General features: G+C 42.8%; 13 protein-coding genes. 8 read left to right on the forward strand and 5 right to left on the reverse strand.

The window, feature by feature from the left end; translation table 11 throughout:
• Positions 1 to 179: 179 nt before the first annotated feature.
• From BMW86_RS27120 to BMW86_RS27135, 4 genes are all read left to right on the forward strand, one after another.
• On the forward strand, positions 180 to 3,776 hold the full coding sequence (locus tag BMW86_RS27120) for a SusC/RagA family TonB-linked outer membrane protein (RefSeq protein ID WP_177189412.1): 3,597 nt from the start codon (positions 180 to 182) through the stop codon (positions 3,774 to 3,776).
• A gap of 7 nt (positions 3,777 to 3,783) precedes the next feature.
• The gene (locus BMW86_RS27125) at positions 3,784 to 5,202 is read left to right on the forward strand and encodes a RagB/SusD family nutrient uptake outer membrane protein (protein WP_089786115.1); all 1,419 of its coding nucleotides are present in this window, start codon (positions 3,784 to 3,786) and stop codon (positions 5,200 to 5,202) included.
• 77 nt (positions 5,203 to 5,279) lie between these two features.
• Positions 5,280 to 6,215: an ABC transporter ATP-binding protein gene (locus BMW86_RS27130; RefSeq protein ID WP_089786117.1), complete on the forward strand. Its 936-nt coding sequence runs from the start codon at positions 5,280 to 5,282 to the stop codon at positions 6,213 to 6,215.
• Positions 6,212 to 8,491, forward strand: coding sequence for a Gldg family protein (locus tag BMW86_RS27135; RefSeq protein WP_089786119.1), 2,280 nt, complete (start codon positions 6,212 to 6,214; stop codon positions 8,489 to 8,491). The genes BMW86_RS27130 and BMW86_RS27135 overlap by 4 nt, the downstream gene beginning before the upstream one ends.
• Before the next feature lie 54 nt (positions 8,492 to 8,545).
• Here the strand turns inward: BMW86_RS27135 and BMW86_RS27140 are convergent, their stop codons facing one another.
• Positions 8,546 to 9,394: an SDR family oxidoreductase gene (locus tag BMW86_RS27140; RefSeq protein ID WP_089786121.1), complete on the reverse strand. Its 849-nt coding sequence runs from the start codon at positions 9,392 to 9,394 to the stop codon at positions 8,546 to 8,548.
• Between the two features lie 166 nt (positions 9,395 to 9,560).
• Between BMW86_RS27140 and BMW86_RS27145 the strand changes: the two genes are divergently transcribed.
• Positions 9,561 to 9,932 carry a winged helix-turn-helix transcriptional regulator gene (locus tag BMW86_RS27145; protein ID WP_218149238.1) on the forward strand — a complete coding sequence of 124 codons (372 nt, stop codon included), beginning with the start codon at positions 9,561 to 9,563 and terminating at the stop codon, positions 9,930 to 9,932.
• A 34-nt stretch (positions 9,933 to 9,966) separates the two neighbouring features.
• Here the strand turns inward: BMW86_RS27145 and BMW86_RS27150 are convergent, their stop codons facing one another.
• Positions 9,967 to 10,680, reverse strand: a complete 714-nt coding sequence (locus BMW86_RS27150) for a DsbA family oxidoreductase (protein WP_255373023.1) — start codon at positions 10,678 to 10,680, stop codon at positions 9,967 to 9,969.
• An 86-nt stretch (positions 10,681 to 10,766) separates the two neighbouring features.
• Between BMW86_RS27150 and BMW86_RS27155 the strand changes: the two genes are divergently transcribed.
• A complete protein-coding gene (locus BMW86_RS27155) occupies positions 10,767 to 11,132 on the forward strand; it encodes a winged helix-turn-helix transcriptional regulator (RefSeq protein WP_089788162.1) in 366 nt (121 codons plus the stop codon).
• Here the strand turns inward: BMW86_RS27155 and BMW86_RS27160 are convergent.
• The 3 genes from BMW86_RS27160 to BMW86_RS27170 form a co-directional block, all read right to left on the reverse strand.
• Positions 11,129 to 12,403 (reverse strand): acetyl-CoA hydrolase/transferase family protein, encoded by a 1,275-nt coding sequence (locus BMW86_RS27160; RefSeq protein WP_089786123.1) that lies wholly within the window; start codon positions 12,401 to 12,403, stop codon positions 11,129 to 11,131. The genes BMW86_RS27155 and BMW86_RS27160 overlap by 4 nt on opposite strands.
• 62 nt (positions 12,404 to 12,465) lie before the next feature.
• The gene (locus BMW86_RS27165) at positions 12,466 to 13,284 is read right to left on the reverse strand and encodes an MBL fold metallo-hydrolase (protein WP_089786125.1); all 819 of its coding nucleotides are present in this window, start codon (positions 13,282 to 13,284) and stop codon (positions 12,466 to 12,468) included.
• A 31-nt stretch (positions 13,285 to 13,315) separates the two neighbouring features.
• Positions 13,316 to 15,709 carry a glycoside hydrolase family 127 protein gene (locus BMW86_RS27170; protein WP_089786127.1) on the reverse strand — a complete coding sequence of 798 codons (2,394 nt, stop codon included), beginning with the start codon at positions 15,707 to 15,709 and terminating at the stop codon, positions 13,316 to 13,318.
• A gap of 72 nt (positions 15,710 to 15,781) precedes the next feature.
• On the opposite strand from BMW86_RS27170, the gene BMW86_RS27175 reads away from it, so the two are divergent.
• Both BMW86_RS27175 and BMW86_RS27180 read left to right on the forward strand, forming a co-directional pair.
• Positions 15,782 to 16,402: a pseudouridine synthase gene (locus BMW86_RS27175; RefSeq protein WP_089786129.1), complete on the forward strand. Its 621-nt coding sequence runs from the start codon at positions 15,782 to 15,784 to the stop codon at positions 16,400 to 16,402.
• 80 nt (positions 16,403 to 16,482) lie between these two features.
• Positions 16,483 to 18,762, forward strand: coding sequence for a family 20 glycosylhydrolase (locus BMW86_RS27180; protein WP_089786131.1), 2,280 nt, complete (start codon positions 16,483 to 16,485; stop codon positions 18,760 to 18,762).
• Positions 18,763 to 18,784 lie beyond the last annotated feature (22 nt).

Here is an 18,784-nt window from a genome sequence, read left to right on the forward strand (position 1 = left end):
GGGATGGTTTAGCCGGGATTAATTTTTTGTAATAAGTAAACCTATTATCAACCACGAAGTGCCCGCAACATCGGAAATGGGGAGGCACAACGTATTAAACCAATGCCCAGCAAATGTACAGATTTTATCCCGGAATCTTTGTGCAGCCACCCGGCTGTATAACCAAAATCATGTTGATTATGAAGCTGATTGCGTTGCTCATGGTCACTGCCGTTCTTCATGTTAGTGCAGGTTCATACGCACAGAAGATCTCGTTATCTGAGAAGAATGCACCATTGGTGAAGGTATTTGATGATATCAGTAACCAGACTGGTTTTGATTTCCTGTTTACCGCTAAAACATTACAGGGAGCAAAACAGGTAAGCATTGATGTGAAGAATGCAGATCTGAGTGTAGTATTGAATGAAATATTCAGGGACCAGCCTTTTAGCTACAGTATAAAGAACAAAACGATTGTCGTTAGCGAAAATCGTCTTCCAAAGCTACTTACGGTGGAAAATTTCGGTGATCTGAAAGGTACTGTGGTGGATTCCCTGGGAAGGCCGTTGTTTGGTGTAAATGTGAGATTGGGCAGTGTCCCTTCATCAATGTCTACTACCAACGAAATGGGGTATTATTCCATTAACCAGATTCCCGCAGGAACTTACAAAGTGACGATCAGTTATGTAGGTTACCAGACAGTTGTGAGAACGGTGAACATCGCGAATGAAATTGGCGCTAATACAACTGTAGAATTAAATATAATGCTCCGGGCAATCGCTTCAGATCTGAATGAAATTGTTGTTAGCACGGGGTACCAGACACTGCCAAAGGAAAGAGCAACCGGTTCTTTTGAAACACTGGACAATAAACTGTTTAACAGAACAGTATCTCCCAACCTGCTGGACCACCTGGACGGATTAGTATCAGGTGTTCACTTTGACAACAGGCAGGAGAGTAGTAATTTTGGCAGTTCTTATACACGTTATCCGCAGGGAACACCTCAATTCAGCATCAGGGGATTAAGCACTATTACCACTTACATCAATAATACGGCTACCACCTCTCAGCAGCCATTGATCGTGTTGGATAATTTTCCTTATTCGGGAGATATCAACAGCATTAATCCGAACGATGTGGAGTCACTGACCATATTGAAAGATGCAGCTGCAGCAAGTATCTGGGGGGCCAGAGCTGGTAATGGTGTACTGGTGATTACTACAAAAAAAGGAAAGTATAATCAGAAACCCGTAGTGGATTTTAATACCAGTCTTACAATCGGTAGCAGACCTGATCTGTTCTCTCAACGCCAAATGTCCACAAACGACTATATAGGTTTGGAGAAAGATTTGTATACACAGGGTAAATATGATGCTTACTACAATCCGGATCCGGCTAACAATTATAATGGAGGAAAAGCAGTCAGTGATGTAATAGACATTCTGTTTGCTGTAAAAAGCGGTACCATAACCCAGGCACAGGCGGATGCTCAGATCGCTGCGCTGGCTAAAAATGATATACGTAATGACCTGAAAAAATACTTTTTCAGAAATGCCATTAATCAACAGTACAATGTAAATGTGCGCGGTGGTTCTACATATAGCAGGTATTATCTTTCTGCTGGTTATGAGAACGATCAGGCAGTGGATTTCAGCTCTCAGAAACGTTTCACCCTTTCAGGTGGCAATACATTTAGGGTATTTAAAAATCTGGAGATAACGATTCCGCTTTATTTTACCCAAAACAAAACGATCAATAACGCAGCATATAATTCGGATATAGCTTCCATAAGCCCATATAGCCGGCTGGTGGATAATGCCGGCAATCCGGTTAGTGTGAAGATTGCCAACGGTTATAGTACAGATTTCATATCCAAAGTAAATGCTGCCGGATTATATGACCTCAGTTATTATCCTTTAACGGAACTGCATGCTAATCAATTTGAAAATACTACACTAACACAGTTCAGGATCAGTCCGGATATCAGGTATACACTTCCGCTGGGATTCTCCGCTGAATTTCAATACCAGTACAGCCGGGCAATGACCAATACGACTAATCTGCAGGACGAATCCACTTTCGCCATCAGAAACCTGGTTGATCAGTACGCCCAGATCGCTGCAGATGGTAGTATTACTTATCCTATCAGTAAAGGAGGGATATTGAAAACTGCTAATTCAGCACAGGTGGAGAATTTTTTAAGGGCGTCACTCAGTTATAATCATGAAATAACACCTAATCACAGGATAGACTTTATCGGTGGGTTTGAAAGTAATCAAACAGCCATTGATGGCAGTTATAACAGCATGTACGGATATAATACAAAATCCGGGACATTCCAGACGAATGTGGACTATAACACTTATTATAATAATACGATCTATAGTTTATCCGGACTGCCATTCTCATACACTCAGCAGATACCTTCACTGCAACAGGGAATAACAGGCTATTTCACTGCCTACAGGTCGTATTTTGGGAATGCTGCTTATACATTTAAAAGCCGTTATATCCTGTCAGGAAGTGCCCGTGTAGACCAGGCAAATCTGTATGGCGTAAATACCAACCTGAGGAAAAAAGCATTGTGGAGCATAGGTGGTAGCTGGATCATTAACCATGAGGATTTTTATCGCGTAAAGTGGCTCCCTTCTCTGAAACTAAGAGCAACTTACGGTTTCCAGGGTAACCCGCCGTCCAGTGTCGTTACATCACTGGCCACTGTCAATTATTATTCTCCTACATCACTATCATCAGGATTGCCTTATGCCACACTTACCGGATTGCCTAATCCAAACCTGACCTGGGAGAAAGTGAGTCAGTTGAATCTGGGACTTGATTTTGGATTGAAAAACAATATCCTCTCAGGATCTGTGGAATACTACAAAAAGAATTCAAATAACCTGATCGCCAGTTATGCAATAGATCCAACAACAGGTGCCAGTACCCGCACAGGCAACGTGGCTAACCTTACAGGCTACGGTATTGATATTAATCTGGTCTCTCAGAATATCGATACGAAAAATTTCAAATGGTCTACCCGGTTTCTGTTTGGCTACAATACAGATAAAGTAACAAAATACCTGGCTGTACCCACCACGTATTCTGCCATATATAATGCTCCCTCACCTATCGTAGGGAATGCAGTGTATGGTGTATATAGTTATAAATGGGGAGGACTGGATGCATCCGGTAACCCACAGGGATATGATACAGCCGGTAAGCTAAGCGCAGATTATAATTCAATCGTCAATAATACTCCCTTAAAAGATCTGGTGTATAACGGCAGAGCAACACCTTCTATATTCGGCTCTTTCATAAATAGTTTCACCTACAGGAACTTTACTGTTTCAGCAAATATTACCTACGAGGCAGGTTTTTACTTCCGTGCACGATCTGTAAACTACTCCAATCTATATGGAAATAATATGCTGGGTTCAGTACTGGATGGTGTTGATTATAATAAAAGATGGCAGAAGGCGGGAGATGAAAACCATACTTATGTACCATCAGCACCAACCCTTGCCAATATCGATTATTACCGGGATCAGTTCTACCAGTATTCTTCCGTACTGGTACTAAAAGGAGATAACATACGCCTGAAAGATATCAGTGCAAATTATAGTTTTGATAATCTAAGTTGGTTCAGGAATACTCCATTCAGCGCCTTTCAGATCTATAGCTATTATAAACCGAATACCCTTCTCTGGAAAGCAAATAAGCTGGGCATAGATCCGGACTTTCAGGTTATAAAACCTGCTAAGACGATCACTTTTGGTATCAGGGCTATTCTTAAATAACTGACATATGAAACTTAATAATATAATATACATACTCTCTGTGGGAGCGCTTACTTTCTCCGCCTGTAAGAAAGATGCACTGGACCAGAAAACAGATATTCATTTAACAGTTCCTTCTACCGTAGATGATTATCAGCAATTGCTCGACGGATTATCCAGCGGTACAACCAACAATACTGCAGGTCTGTTTTCTTACAGGTCGCTGGGAGATTATATGTCGGATGACATTTATCTTACTGATAATAGTTACAATAACTTTTTCTCTTCTGTTCCTTTTATAGCGAAACTTTATGCCTGGGATAAAAATCTGTTCAGTCCTTTAAGCAAGTTGAATGAATGGGAAGTGCAGTATAAAACCGTCCTCACCGCAAATGTTGCATTGGAAGGAATTGGGGTTATTACACCGGACAATAACAATCAGGCTGCCTGGAACAACGTAAAAGGATCTGCCTTGTTCCTGAGAGGGCAAATGTTTTATAACCTGGCCCAGTTCTGGGCACAGCCTTACAATAGTGCATCTGCAACTAAAGACCAGGGGATCGTATTACGTTTGTCTTCTGATGCTGATGTAGCTTCTGTACGATCTACTGTGGACCAGACTTACAAACAGATCATCAGTGACCTGACGGCTGCCGCAGAGCTTTTGCCCAATACCTCTTCACAGAACACACAGGTAAGTAAGGTACGCCCTTCCAAAGCAGCAGCCTTTGCTTTGCTGGCACGCACTTACCTGACGATGGGGGATTATACCAATGTGATCAGGTATACAGATTCTACTTTGAATCTCTACTCTTCCTTACTCGATTATTCAACATTAGGGGTGACTAAATTTTATGAAGTACCTAATTTCCACAGTGAGATACTTTACTATTGTATGGACCAGAGCGGGGAAGTAGGTGGAACTTTCGGTTTCTGGAATGCCAGTCAGGACCTCTATGATTCTTACGCTGATAATGACCTGCGTAAATCAATGTTTTATAATAACAGCTTCTTCTACGGACTCCTCTTCGTAGGGGATTATTCCGGTGATGCAGGTCGTAGGTTCATGGGGGTGGCTGTAGACGAATTGTACCTGATGCGCGCTGAGGCATATGCCCGTACAGATGATCCTGCATCCGCCATGGCAGATTTGAACACCCTGCTGGTTAAACGCTGGAAAGAGGGCACTTTCATTCCCTATACAGCGAGTAGTGCAGATGATGCATTAGTGAAGATCATCGCAGAAAGAAGAAAAGAACTGCCGGGAAGAGGATTGAGATGGACAGACCTGAGAAGACTGAACACAGATGCCCGTTTTGCAGTAACGATCACTCACACATTACTCGGGCAAACTTATACATTACCCGCCAATGATAGCCGGTATACACTTCAGGTACCTGCTTATATTATTGCAGCATCCAATGGTAGTATAATACAGACTCCATAACATATTCATTTTGTATTGCTTACACCGGTATTTTACCGGTGTAAGCAATGCTTTTGTGCCTTTTAAAATAGTATAACATGAATAAGGAAATAGTAAAAGTTGACAGGCTCTCTCATCAGTATGGAGGAACACAATGGGCTATAAAAGATATCAGCTTTGAAATCAGTCAGAGAGGTATTCTTGGATTACTTGGATCAAACGGAGCAGGCAAGTCTACCACCATGAATATTATTTGTGGTGTGTTAAGCCAGACATCAGGGGATGTATTCATCAATGGCATTAACCTTCGCGATAATCCTACTGCCGCTAAGAAGAACCTGGGATTTCTGCCGCAGAAACCACCATTACATCCGGATCTTACTGTAGATGAATACCTGCATTATTGTGCCGGATTAAGGTCTGTCAGCGCTGCTGATATTCGCAAAGCAGTAGACCGTGCCAAAGCAAAATGTGGTATTACCCACTATAGCAAAAGGCTGATCCGTAATTTATCCGGGGGGTACCAGCAAAGGGTCGGCATAGCACAGGCCATTGTACATTCTCCTGAATTCATTGTGCTGGATGAGCCTACAAATGGTCTTGATCCCAATCAGATCCTGGAAATAAGGCATCTCATTAAAGAGATTGCAGAAGACCATGCCGTGTTGCTCTCCACTCACATTTTATCAGAAGTACAGGCTACCTGTGATCAGATAAAAATGATTGAGCATGGGAATATGGTATTCTCCGGAACACTAAAGGAATTCAACAATTATATAGTACCGGATACCTTCCTGATGGAATTACAACACCCACCTGCTGACAATGAGCTGCTTGCTATAGAAGGTGTTTCCAGCCTGGAAAAATTAAGCCCAACCCTGTTCAGGATTAAATATGCTGATTCCGTTGATATCATTAAGAAAATAGTGGCATTAAGTGTACAGCGTGAGTGGGATCTGATAGAAATACAGGCAGAGAAGAGTTCTATGGATGCTGTATTTGCTAAATTATCAAAAAACAAACCTAATAAATGAAGAAGATATTCAAGATCGCCAGAACGGAATTACAAACGCTTTTTTATTCACCTATAGCCTGGCTTATACTGGTTATATTTGCAGTGCAGACGGCTTTTGTGTTCACTAACTCCGTAGACCAGGTATTAAAAAACCAAATGCTTGGGTCACATTTTACAGGGCTTACTTTATGGATGTTCAACTTCGAAGGCATGCTGGATTACCTGTATGCATACATGCCTCTTTTAACCATGGGGCTTATCAGCAGGGAACTGGGTACAGGTTCAATTAAATTACTCTATTCTTCACCCATCACTAATACACAGATCATTCTGGGCAAATTTCTGGCCATGACGATCTATGGATTTTTGTTGATAGGTATACTGGTAGTCTATGCAATTTTCGGTGTTGCCGTTATTAAACAGGCGGATATACCTGTGCTGCTTGTTGCACTGTTAGGTATCTATTTACTGATATGCGCGTATGCCGCCATTGGCTTATTTATGTCCAGTCTTACCTCTTACCAGGTAGTGGCTGCAATGGGTACACTGGCGTTGTTAGGGGTATTAAAATATGTAGGTTTCGCAGGGCAGAATATCGACTTTTTAAGAGATATCACTTACTGGTTATCTATCAGCAGCCGCTCAAGATTATTCATGTTTGGTTTGATCAGCAGTGAGGATATCCTATATTTTGTAATTGTAATATCCCTGTTCCTGGTATTTAGTGTACTGAAACTAAACGCTACTAAAAACAATAAATCTTTTACCTTGAATGGAGTGCGGTTTCTGACCGTATTCATTGTTGCTATGCTACTGGGATATTTATCCTCCAGACCAGTACTCAAAGGCTATTATGATGCTACCCGCACAAAGATGAATACACTTACGCCTAACAGTCAGCATATCGTTGAACGGTTAAAGGGAGGCCTTACTATTACTACTTACGTAAATCTGTTTGATAAGGAATACTATAGGGGAACACCGGAAGCTGTGAACATAGATAGGCAAAACTTTCTGCAATACACATGGTTCAAGCCGGAAATAAAAATGAAGTATGTGTATTATTATCATCAATCTGATAACCCTTCTTCTGCTATGGAAGGCGTAAACGGATATGGTAAAGATGCAATGGAAAGAATTTGTATGATACTTAACCTGGACCCAAAATTATTTTTATCCCCTGATGAAATAAAAAAACAGATCGATCTTGAACCGGAACATTATCATTTTGTAAGACAGATACAGCGTGATAGCGGTCAGAAAACATTCCTTAGGATCTACAATGACATCTCAGTAACACCTTCGGAAAGAGAGATCACAGCAGCATTGAAACGACTGGTAATGGAATTACCGAAAGTGGGATTTCTTACTGGTCATGATGAACGTAGTATTGATAAGGAGAATGACAGGCAGTATTATGAAATGGCTAAAAATGTATCTTATCGACAGGCATTGATCAACCAGGGATTTGATGTACAGGATATTGATGCAGACAAAGACATTCCTAACGATATCAATACACTGGTGATTGCAGAAATGAAGAAAGGATTATCTGCTGCTGAAACTGAAAAACTGAATTATTATATAACTAAAGGTGGTAACCTGTTCATCCTGGGAGAACCAGGGCGGCAGGAATTCATGAACCCGCTGGTCGCACAGTTTGGTGTGCAGTTTATGCCGGGAGAGCTGGTTAAACCAAGTGAAAGTAATTCTCCTGATATTATTGCAGTAAGACCAACTGCAGCGGCGTTGGGCATGTCAGATATGTTTAAGGAGTTTGAATTATATAAAGGGCTTGTGTTGATGCCCGGTACAACCGGATTAAGTTATGATACTACTAAGGGATATCATGTGACACCTTTATTTGTATCAGACAGTACAGGTAGCTGGAATGAGTTGCAGACAACCAACTTCAATGATGATAAACCTGTGCTGGACGTAAGCAGTGGTGAGCAGGAGAAATCGTTCCCTGTCATTCTTGCACTTACCAGGAAAACAGGCGGTAAAGAACAAAAGATAATCATCTCCGGTGATGCAGATTGTATCAGCAAGGCCGCATTGAATGCTCAGTTGAAAGGCATTAATTCAATGAATTTTGGTCTGATCAATGGCGCATTTTTCTGGCTTTCCAATGGAGAAGTACCTATCGACGTCAGCAGGCCCGGCCTGCCGGATGATCATGTGAATCTTACATTAAACGAACTTTCCTGGCTGAAGCTCTGGTTCATCTGGATATTGCCATCCCTGTTAACGTTGGCAGGTATTCTCATCTGGGTGATCAGAAAAAGGAGATAAATCAAAAACCAAGTATTAGAGAAAGAGGGTGTAGCTTTATACACCCTCTTTACATTATTTCAATATCTCTCTCAGCGCTGCTTCCAGATCCAGTGGTTTTCTGTGTAACAGATTCTCCAGAGCAGGATCTGCAAAGTCCAGTTCCCCGCTGGAAATTGTTTCTGCAATACTGTTCAGCAATCCTATAACGAATTCTGGTAAACCAGCCTGTTTCAGTGCAGCTGTCTGGTCATCCAGAGATACAGGCGTATAGTTAAGAGTCTTTCCGGTGATCTTGCTGATGATACCAGCTACTTCAGGTAATGAATAAGTTTTGCCTGATGTGATCTCATATATCTTATTCTTGTGTGCGGATGGATCAGCAGCTACATTCGCCAGGGCTTCTGCCATCTCTTTACGGGAAGCAAAGTTAGCTTTGGCAGTACCACCTGCATAGTACCAGTTACCGCTTGTAAGTGCGTCGCCAGCCAGCATGGTAATTACATCTGCATAGAAGGTGTTGCGTAATACTGTGTAAGAAATACCTGAATTTTTCAGGGAAGCTTCTGTATGAAAATGATCAATACCGGCAGTAAATTTGGATGTAAGAGAAGTGCGCAGCATACTGGTGTAAATGATATGTTTTACACCACTTTCTTTGGCTGCATTAATAGCATTATTATGCTGTTGTACTCTGCCTTCCAGGGTACCTGAGGATACCAGTACCAATGTATCCACACCTTTAAATGCTTCCACCAGGGCAGGGTAATCGGCATAATCACCCTTACGGAGTTGTACAGTAAGATCTGTTGCTTTGGCAGTATCTCTTACTAAAGCAGCAATAGTATCTGAGGATTGTTTTTTCAGCAGGAAATCGATGGTAAGTTTTCCTAAATGGCCGGTAGCCCCTGTTACAAGAATCATAAAAATTGTTTATTTAGTGACTATATATAGTATCTTTACGTACCCGACGGTAGTAAGTTACCTTTGGTAAGTCAAAGGTATTAAGTTGTTGAATATCAAACAATAAGGTACTCTGAGGTTTGCCAATTACCTTGGGGTAAGTAATACTGAACATCAACTGATTAACATGGAAAATAATTTGAAAAATCGTAACAGAGATCCTAATTGCCCGGTAAGAAGTGTGCTGGACCGTATCGGTGATAAATGGGCTGTACTGGTGATCACGACCCTGGGAGAGGAAGGGACCATGCGTTTTAACCAGCTGCATGAAACCATTGGAGATATCTCTCAGAAGATGCTGACAGTAACGTTGAAAAAACTACAGGAAGACGGGTTAGTATCCCGTAGGATGTACCAGGAAATACCGCCAAGGGTAGAGTATACTTTAACCGATACAGGTGTAACGCTGGTACCGTTGCTGAATGCCCTGGCTGAATGGGCAAATGCTAATATGAAGGTGATTAAAAAGTCGCGCAGTGTATATGCTGAAGTTAGTTAACAGGGGTTACTAAAAGCCAGCAACCCCTGATATCTTATTTACATTCTCCATCCGGAGTACAAACTTCTCCTTCTATTGTTTCAAATGCTGCCGCAGGATTTTCCTTACGCCATTCAGCAAAAGACTTATTCAGTACATCCAGGAATATTTCAGATGCCTGCGCTCCTGAAACAGCATATTTACGGTCAAATACAAAGAAGGGAACTCCTCTGATACCCAACGCCTGTGCTTCATTAATATCAGCATTCACTTCTTTCGCATAGGTATCGCTGGCCAGGGTTTCCTGTACACTTGCCTCATCTAAACCAATCTCCTTACCCAATTGCGCCAGCACCGCATGATCCCCGAAATCCTTACTTTCCGTAAAATAGGATTTGAATAAACGCTCTTCTGCTTCATCTCCCAGGTTGTTCTTCTTGGCAAGATGAATCAGTCTGTGTGCATCAAAGGAATTGGCCACTACTGCATTAGCCGGATTAAACGTAATCCCCGCAGCTGCTGCCATTGTTGCCACCTGAGCATTCATCTGCACTGCCTGTTCGTAAGGGATACCTTTTCTTTCAGATAAATACTGATACAGATCTTTACCATGCCCGGATTCAATAGTCGGGTCCAGCTGAAAACTGCGCCATTCCAGTTCTATACCGGCGGCATCAGTAAATTTACTCATGGCAGCCTCAAATTTACGCTTACCTATATAACAGAACGGACACATAACATCCGACCAGATTTCTACTTTCATTTTCATAATTGCAAATTTCGGTAACATACTTTACTTTTGGAAGTGCTTTCCAACATGAAAGTGCTTTCTTTGAGGATACTAACTTAGATGTTATGAGTAAGAAAATAGAAGCGAGAGAAATGACAGAAGCCTGTGTAGGCCAGCTGAGAGCCATTCATGATACCCTGGACCTGCTTAACGGTAAATGGAAAATAGCCATTATTGGCTCGCTGAGCTTTGGTAAAAGACGTTTTATGGAGCTGCAACGTGAAGTAGAAGGCGTTGGCTCTAAAATGCTCTCCAAAGAACTCAGAGATCTGGAAATGAATGAGTTGGTGAAGAGAACGGTATACGATACCAAACCGGTAACTGTAGAATACGAACTCACCCCTTATGGTAAAACCCTGGAAGATATTATAGGAGAATTAGCCAAATGGGGACTGAAACACCGTAAGCGCATCATGCACGCTGATAATTAACGATACCGTTCAAAGAATGCCTTTTCCAGTTGCTCCCTATGATCAGGATGGGCTATTTCTATTAACGCCTTTCCCCGCTGTTTCAGGCTTTTGCCAAACAGGTTGGTAATACCGTATTCAGTAATCACCCAGTGTACATGCCCACGGGTAGTGACTACACCAGCGCCTTCTTTCAGAAAAGGCACAATCCGGGAAATCCCTTTGTTAGTCACTGAAGGCAGAGCAATGATAGGCATCCCACCATCAGACAAAGACGCACCCCGCATAAAGTCCATTTGTCCGCCTATACCAGAGTACTGATAAGTACCAATAGAATCAGCGCATACCTGTCCGGTAAGGTCTATTTCAATCGCACTGTTAATAGCCGTAGCCCTGGGATTCTGACGAATTATACTTGTATCATTCACATAACCGATATCCATCACCCTTATAGCCGGATTATCATGCACAAAATCATATAGCTTACGCGTTCCCGCCATAAAAGCAGTTACAGATCTCCCTGTATTCAGTTTCTTCTGCGTATTATTGATCACTCCACTTTCTATCAAAGGAATTACCCCATCAGACAACATCTCTGTATGTAATCCAAGGTTTTTAAGATGACCTAAATTCCTTAATACCTGATCAGGAATACTCCCTATACCCAACTGCAAAGTAGCCCCGTCTTCCACCAGGGAAGCCACATTCCGGCCTATCTGAGCCGTTACCTCCGTACTCTGGGAATAGTCTAATTCCGGTAAAGTTGCGGATTGCCACACCGCAGCATGAAACTTAGACATATGTATAAACCCTTCTCCATGCGTCCTGGGCATTAACGGGTTCACCTGCGCCACCACATATTTAGCCATTTCTACAGCAGCCCGGGCAATATCCACAGATGTGCCAAGTGAACAGTAACCATGTTCATCAGGTGGAGATACCGACACCAGCGCTACATCTACCGGTAATATTTTTTTCCTGAATAACTGAGGGATCTGACTCAGAAATATAGGCACATAATCGCCATCATGACTATTAGCCACTGAACGTGTAGCTGCTGAGACAAATAAAGAATTTACAAAGAAACTTTTGCGGTAAAGCGGGTTATCAAAATCAACATTTCCAAGCGTAGTAATACTCACCAATTCCACATCATGTAACTCTGCGTGTCTGTGCTGGAGTTCCTGTAACAGGTATTGTGGAGTAGCTGCGCTACCATGGATAAATACCCGGTTGCCGGATTCCACGCATTTCACGGCTTCTGCTGCTGAGATATAATTTGCATTGAACATAGTGCAAAATTATGCAGTAAATGAATACCGAAATATGATGGTGATCAGAATAAGAGATGATCTTAGTTAAACATAGATAATTGCAGCGGTTTGATGTTTACTACCGGGGGAGTGGCCTGACTGATATAATACACTTCCGTTTCCTCATGCCTGGAAGCAACAATGATTTTGGTATCGCCGGCATGCTGATTAAACAGATTCAGTACCAGTTCGGGGTTATTATTATCCTTAGAGAGATGAGATAATAGCAGATGACTCATATAAGCAGGCTTATGCGTCTTGAACAATTCCAGCGCCTGTGTATTGGATAAGTGGCCATGCCCGCCACGGATACGCTTTTTCAGGTAATAAGGATAACGCCCCTGTTCCAGCATCTGTTCATCATAATTCGCTTCTAAAAAAGCAGCATGGCATTGCTGAAAATGTTTGATGAGATGTTCGCAGGGTGCTCCTATATCTGTAAATACCCCGATCCTTATTTCATTACAGGCCACTATAAAACTATGAGGCTCTGCGGCATCATGAAATTTAGGGAAGGCCGTCACTGAAATATCTCCTATCTGAACAGGGACATACGCCTGAAAGGACAACACTTGTTGTTCATTCAGGGTAAGTCCGCCATTCAGTAAAGTATCATTAGTAATATAAACGGGTAACTGGTATTTCTTGGATATCACCTGTACACCTTTGATATGGTCCGTATGTTCATGAGAGATAAAGATCGCCTTTATCTTATCCATACTCAATCCCAGGCGACGCATGCGCTTCTCCGTTTCCTTGCAGGAAATGCCGGCATCAACAAGGATAGCTTCCCTGTCATTCCCGATATAATAGCAATTTCCGTTGCTTCCCGAATTCAATGATGTGATGAAAAGTGACATGTGGCTACAAAGTAAACTAAATTTTTTAGTATTACTTCACAATCCATTCATGAATACCCGAAGCATTTTCTACAGGCAGTTGTATTTCCAGTTTTAAAGCGGTTGTTTTCACCGGTTCAAACTGCACAGAATTGTATTTATCTTTTGCTATTTCGTAAGGAGTAGTATTTACAACAGGTACCCACTCATCACCTTTCTTATAAAGAATCCTCCAGCTAAGAGGTACTCTGCATCCGCCAAACGGACCATCATCATACCAGTATACCTGTGAAGAAGAGACGGTATACTCCTGATCGAAAGTGTACTGTACCCATTCCAGTGAATTCTTCTTAGGCCACCAATGCATATAAAGGGCGCTGTTATCTTTTGAATCTACCGGCTCGTACTGATCGTTCAGTGCCATGTACATCCGCTTATTAGGTACAGAAGCGGTAATTGTGGCTTTAGACGCAATGCTGGGCGCAGGTTTTGGCCTGGCGGCAGAAGCCTCATAAGGAATCCATACGGTCATTTCACTGGCACCGCGGTTAGCCCAGGCATAATAGGGGATAGCCGTCACCGTCTGTACAGAATTGATCAGCGCATCGGTATTTAACTGCCTGCTGGCAGAAGCACCCTGCATTTCCAATACGGTAACACCATTCAGCATACCTGGTTTGTACACGGCGCTGATCGCCGCATTTTTATCTACTACAATATTCTGCACGGTAGCATCTTTGTTATCAGGTCCTTCCAGGCAATACATGATAGGGCCGCGTTCCAGTGCAAAGCGGTTCTTATCCTCTTTCACATTGCTGTTGGCCAGTACTTTCTGTACTTCCATCGGGAAATTAATATTGATCTTATCTCCGGCTTTCCAGTTTCTCTGTAATACAGCATAGCCTTTTACCAGTTCATACTTTACCGGTTTACCGTTTAATGTAATGACAACCGGTGCAGAAGTACTGTCCTGATCATGATAAAGATCTCCCGGTACCGGCTGACCTTTAGCCCATTCCGGTATCCTGATATGCAACGCAAAGGCGGCTGCTTTTGCTGGCGTAACGGTAATGCCTACCGCTCCATTCCAGGGATAATCTGTTTTTTGTGTTAAGCTAACCTTAGTGGCTGGTAACTGAATGCTGGCAGTGCTGCCTACAAACAGATTCACGTACAGGTTATTCTTATCCTGCGCATAAATATAGCCAGGCATAGACGGCAGGAAACGTGTCATATTGGATATACAGCAGGCGCATCCAAACCATGCACTACGCTGGTGTTGCCCCATAGACGCTAATGGGTTTGGATAGAAAAAGCGGTCGCCGCTGAGTGAAACCCCCGACAGCAGACCGTTATAAAGGGTTCGTTCCAGGATATCGATATATTTTGCATCTCCATGCAGCAGGAACATCCTACTATTCCAGTAAACATTTGCTATTGCAGCGCATGTTTCTGCATAAGCAGACATATTAGGCAGTTCATAATCTTTCCCAAAAGCTTCTCCATTACCGGTAGCACCGATACCACCAGTGATATATAGCTTTTTATCCACCACATCTTCCCAGATATCATCTATGGCATGCAGGTATTTCTGGTCGCCTGTCAGGGCTGCTACATCGGCCATGCCGGTGTACATGTAGGTAGCCCTAACGGCATGTCCTACTGCTTCATGCTGATCTGTTACTTTTTTATACGACTGATTATATTCTCCGCTATTAGGTGTGCCCGGTCCGCGTACATCGAGGAAGAACTTTGCCAGGTCCAGGTATTCCTTTTTGCCGGTAACGCGGTACATTTTAGTGAGACCGGTTTCCACGATCTGATGACCAGGGAATTTCTCTTCTTTACCAAATCCGAATGTCTTCACCAGTAAATCTGCATTTTTGATAGCGATATCCAGCAGGTTACGTTTGCCGGTAGCCTGGTAATGTGCTACTGCAGCTTCAAATAAATGGCCTGAATTGTATAGCTCATGGCTCAGGTCTTCTTCCATTTCCCAGCGTTTGCTGCCCATCCAGGGATGAGGAGTAGAAGAGTTAACGGTACGGAAAGTATACAGATAACCGTCTTTTTCCTGTGCCGCACCAATGATAGCGATCAGTGTATCCAGGTACTTCTCCAGTTCAGGGTTCTTCTTCATTTGCAGGCCGTAAGAAGCTCCTTCTATCACTTTATAGAGATCAGTATCATCAAAAGTATATTCGGTCATTTTATCACCCGGAATGGTATGTGCCGCCCTTTTAAAGTTATCAATGCGTCCTGTTTTCCGGCATTGTTCCAGGGTATATGGAATGGTCACATCTGCATTCACTCTTATTTTAGGCGCCCAGAAACTATCAGACACATGTACTTGAGTAAACGCTACAGGTTGAATAGGATAATCCTTTTTAAGCTGGGCGCTTGCGCAGGTCCCTGCCAGTAAAAAAGCAATCAGTATTTGTTTCATGGTTGTAAATTATTCATAGTTAGCATAAATGATAGAATAAATATTGATCAGATTTGGTCATATCTTAGCAAGATGAATGATTCGGGACACCGGTACTTTGTAATACACAAACCTTTTGAGATGGTTTCTCAGTTTATCAGTCCTGATAAAGTGCGGCTACTGGGCGATCTTGATTTCGATTTTCCTGAAGGGACACATGCTATCGGCCGTCTGGATAACCATTCTGAGGGATTGCTCATCCTCACTACCAACAAAAAAGTGACAAAGTTGTTATTCCAGGGAGAGGTGCCGCATAAGCGAACTTACCTTGTGATGGTAAAAGGTGTGGTGACTCCGGAAGAACTGTTACAATTGCAAACCGGTATCACGATTGTTATCGCTGGCGGGGCGGATTATGTCACTACCCCTTGTCATGCAGCGATTGTAGAAAAGCCTGCCGGACTATTCCACCGGCCACAGGCATACAGAGAGTTATTACCGCATACCTGGCTTGAAATTACGTTGACAGAAGGGAAATTCCACCAGGTACGTAAAATGGTAATGGCCATCGGGCATCGTTGTCAGCGCCTGATCCGTACCTCTATTGAAGATCTTGAACTGGGGGACCTTGCTCCCGGTCATATCCGTGAAATCGAAGAACACCTGTTTTTCGAACTGCTAAAGATTAAGTATAGCGCGAATATAACTGCATAAAAGAGCAATATGGCATCAGTTTGCTGTTGATATTCTTGGTATTTTGCCTTCTTCCTAATCATGCAATAAAGAGAGAATTTATGTTTAAACCAGTATGGTCTATGGTACTTTGTGTATTACTGCATTCCGCAGTCAATGCACAGGAACGCTACGGAATTATTCCATATCCGCAGCAACTGGTACCGCAACAGGGTGAGTTTGTAATTACCGCGAACACAAAATTAGTAGCACCGGCTATGTTCCGTAATGAAGCGGTACAGTTACAGGCGCTGATTACACAGGGGATTGGCAAGGTTTTACCAGTAGCTGCCAAAGGCAGTATTGTATTCCAGCAGGATAATCAGCTGGAAGGTGAAGAAGACTACAAATTGAATATCAGTACTACCCGGGTGCTGATCTCCGCTAAAACAGCTACGGGTGCTTTCCGTGCAGTGGAAACGATCCGTCAGCTGATGCCGCCTTCTGTTGAGGGTGTGAAAATCGGTAAACAGACAAAGATCTCTATTCCTGCAGCAGATATTACCGATCATCCCGTATACGCCTGGCGTGGTATGCATCTGGATGTTTCCAGGCATTTCTTCTCCGTATCATACCTGAAGAAATTCATAGACCTGCTGGCATTGTACAAAATGAATAAACTTCATCTCCATCTTACTGATGACCAGGGCTGGCGTATTGAAATCAAAAAATACCCACTGCTGACACAACAGGGAGCCTGGAGAGAATTCAATAACCAGGATTCTATCTGTATGGAAAAAGCGAAAACCAATCCTGATATGGAGATGGATAAATCTCATATCATTCACAGGGACGGCAAAACTTTATACGGCGGCTTTTATACACAGGTACAGATGAAAGATGTGATTGCTTATGCCGCTGCGCGTCATATCGAGATCATTCCTGAGATAGATATGCCGGGTCATATGATGGCAGCTATCAATGCTTATCCTTACCTGAGCTGTACTGGTGGCACAAGCTGGGGTAAATTCTTTACAACGCCGATCTGTCCTTGTAAAGAAACTACCTTCACTTTTGCAGAAAACGTATTTACCGAAATAGCGGCTTTATTCCCTTCTCAATATATCCATCTTGGTGCTGATGAAGTAGAAAAGAGCAGCTGGAAAACCTTCCCTGGCTGCGAAGAGGTGATGAAAGCGAACAACCTGCAAACAGTAGAAGAGTTACAAAGCTACTTCGTAAAACGTATGGAGAAGTTCTTCAACTCCAAAGGCAAAAAGCTGATCGGCTGGGATGAGATCCTGGAAGGTGGTATCAGTCCAACCGCCGTACTAATGTACTGGCGCAGCTGGGTACCTGATGCTCCCATCAAAGCAGCTAAGAATGGCAACTTCGTGATCATGACTCCCGGTAATCCATTATACTTCGATGGTATCCCTGATCGTAACTCTGTCTCCAACGTATACCATTTCGAACCAGTACCTAAAGTACTCAACGCTGAAGAAGCGAAATACATCATCGGTGCCCAGGCCAACATCTGGACAGAATGGATCCCTAACGAAAAACGTGCGGACTTCATGTTCATGCCTCGCATGACTGCCCTCGCTGAAGTGCTGTGGACGCACCGTTCAGATTACGACGGTTATCTCCAGCGTCTCAATACCCAATACAAACGCCTGGACAGACTCAATGTACATTATCGTATGCCAGACCTCGAAGGCTTCACAGAAGACAACGTCTTCGTTGATAAGACTGTCTTAAACATTGCGAAGCCAATGGCGGATATGACTATCCGTTATACTACGGATGGTACTGCACCTAACATACACTCTACCGAATTCCCGGCTAATTATATTATTCCAGGTACAGTAAGCATTAAGCTGGCAGGGTTTAGCGCTTCAGGTAACCGCAGTGATATCTATACACTAAATTACCGCAAGCAATCTTACTTTAAACCTGTGGATGTTTCCGGTTTACAGCAAGGCTTACAATTGGATTACTACTATGGCGAATACAAGAGTGTTACCAAATTAAAAGAAAAATCAGACAGCGTTATTCACGTACATAATGCGATCATGCCTGATAGTTTAGGTCATGGTGGGCATTCTTTCGGTGCAAAAATCACCGGCTACATAGATGTACCATCTACAGCTATCTACAGCTTCTTCCTCACTGCAGATGACGGTGCTAACCTCTACATTGAAAACGAAAAAGTGATTGACAACGATGGCTGGCATGCCCCTCTGCAAAAGAGCGGACAGATTGCCTTGCAGAAAGGCTTACATCCTTTCGAAATCAAGTTCGTTGAAGGCGGTGGTGGTTACACCCTTAAACTGGAATACCGCGTTAATGGCGGAAAAATTCAACCCATCCCTGATGAGTGGCTGCAAAGCGTAAAATAGAAAAGTGTAAAATAATAAGGGC

The organism is Chitinophaga sp. YR573, from assembly GCF_900110995.1.
Taxonomy (GTDB): Bacteria; Bacteroidota; Bacteroidia; order Chitinophagales; family Chitinophagaceae; genus Chitinophaga.

Coding starts and splice junctions, on each gene's coding strand:
- BMW86_RS27155 (WP_089788162.1), top strand. CDS start 10,767: ATGAGTAAGAAAATAGAAGCGAGAGAAATGACAGAAGCCTGTGTAGGC.
- BMW86_RS27125 (WP_089786115.1), top strand. CDS start 3,784: ATGAAACTTAATAATATAATATACATACTCTCTGTGGGAGCGCTTACT.
- BMW86_RS27145 (WP_218149238.1), top strand. CDS start 9,561: ATGGAAAATAATTTGAAAAATCGTAACAGAGATCCTAATTGCCCGGTA.
- BMW86_RS27180 (WP_089786131.1), top strand. CDS start 16,483: ATGTTTAAACCAGTATGGTCTATGGTACTTTGTGTATTACTGCATTCC.
- BMW86_RS27160 (WP_089786123.1), bottom strand. CDS start 12,403: ATGTTCAATGCAAATTATATCTCAGCAGCAGAAGCCGTGAAATGCGTG.
- BMW86_RS27135 (WP_089786119.1), top strand. CDS start 6,212: ATGAAGAAGATATTCAAGATCGCCAGAACGGAATTACAAACGCTTTTT.
- BMW86_RS27170 (WP_089786127.1), bottom strand. CDS start 15,709: ATGAAACAAATACTGATTGCTTTTTTACTGGCAGGGACCTGCGCAAGC.
- BMW86_RS27165 (WP_089786125.1), bottom strand. CDS start 13,284: ATGTCACTTTTCATCACATCATTGAATTCGGGAAGCAACGGAAATTGC.
- BMW86_RS27130 (WP_089786117.1), top strand. CDS start 5,280: ATGAATAAGGAAATAGTAAAAGTTGACAGGCTCTCTCATCAGTATGGA.
- BMW86_RS27120 (WP_177189412.1), top strand. CDS start 180: ATGAAGCTGATTGCGTTGCTCATGGTCACTGCCGTTCTTCATGTTAGT.
- BMW86_RS27150 (WP_255373023.1), bottom strand. CDS start 10,680: ATGAAAATGAAAGTAGAAATCTGGTCGGATGTTATGTGTCCGTTCTGT.
- BMW86_RS27140 (WP_089786121.1), bottom strand. CDS start 9,394: ATGATTCTTGTAACAGGGGCTACCGGCCATTTAGGAAAACTTACCATC.
- BMW86_RS27175 (WP_089786129.1), top strand. CDS start 15,782: ATGAATGATTCGGGACACCGGTACTTTGTAATACACAAACCTTTTGAG.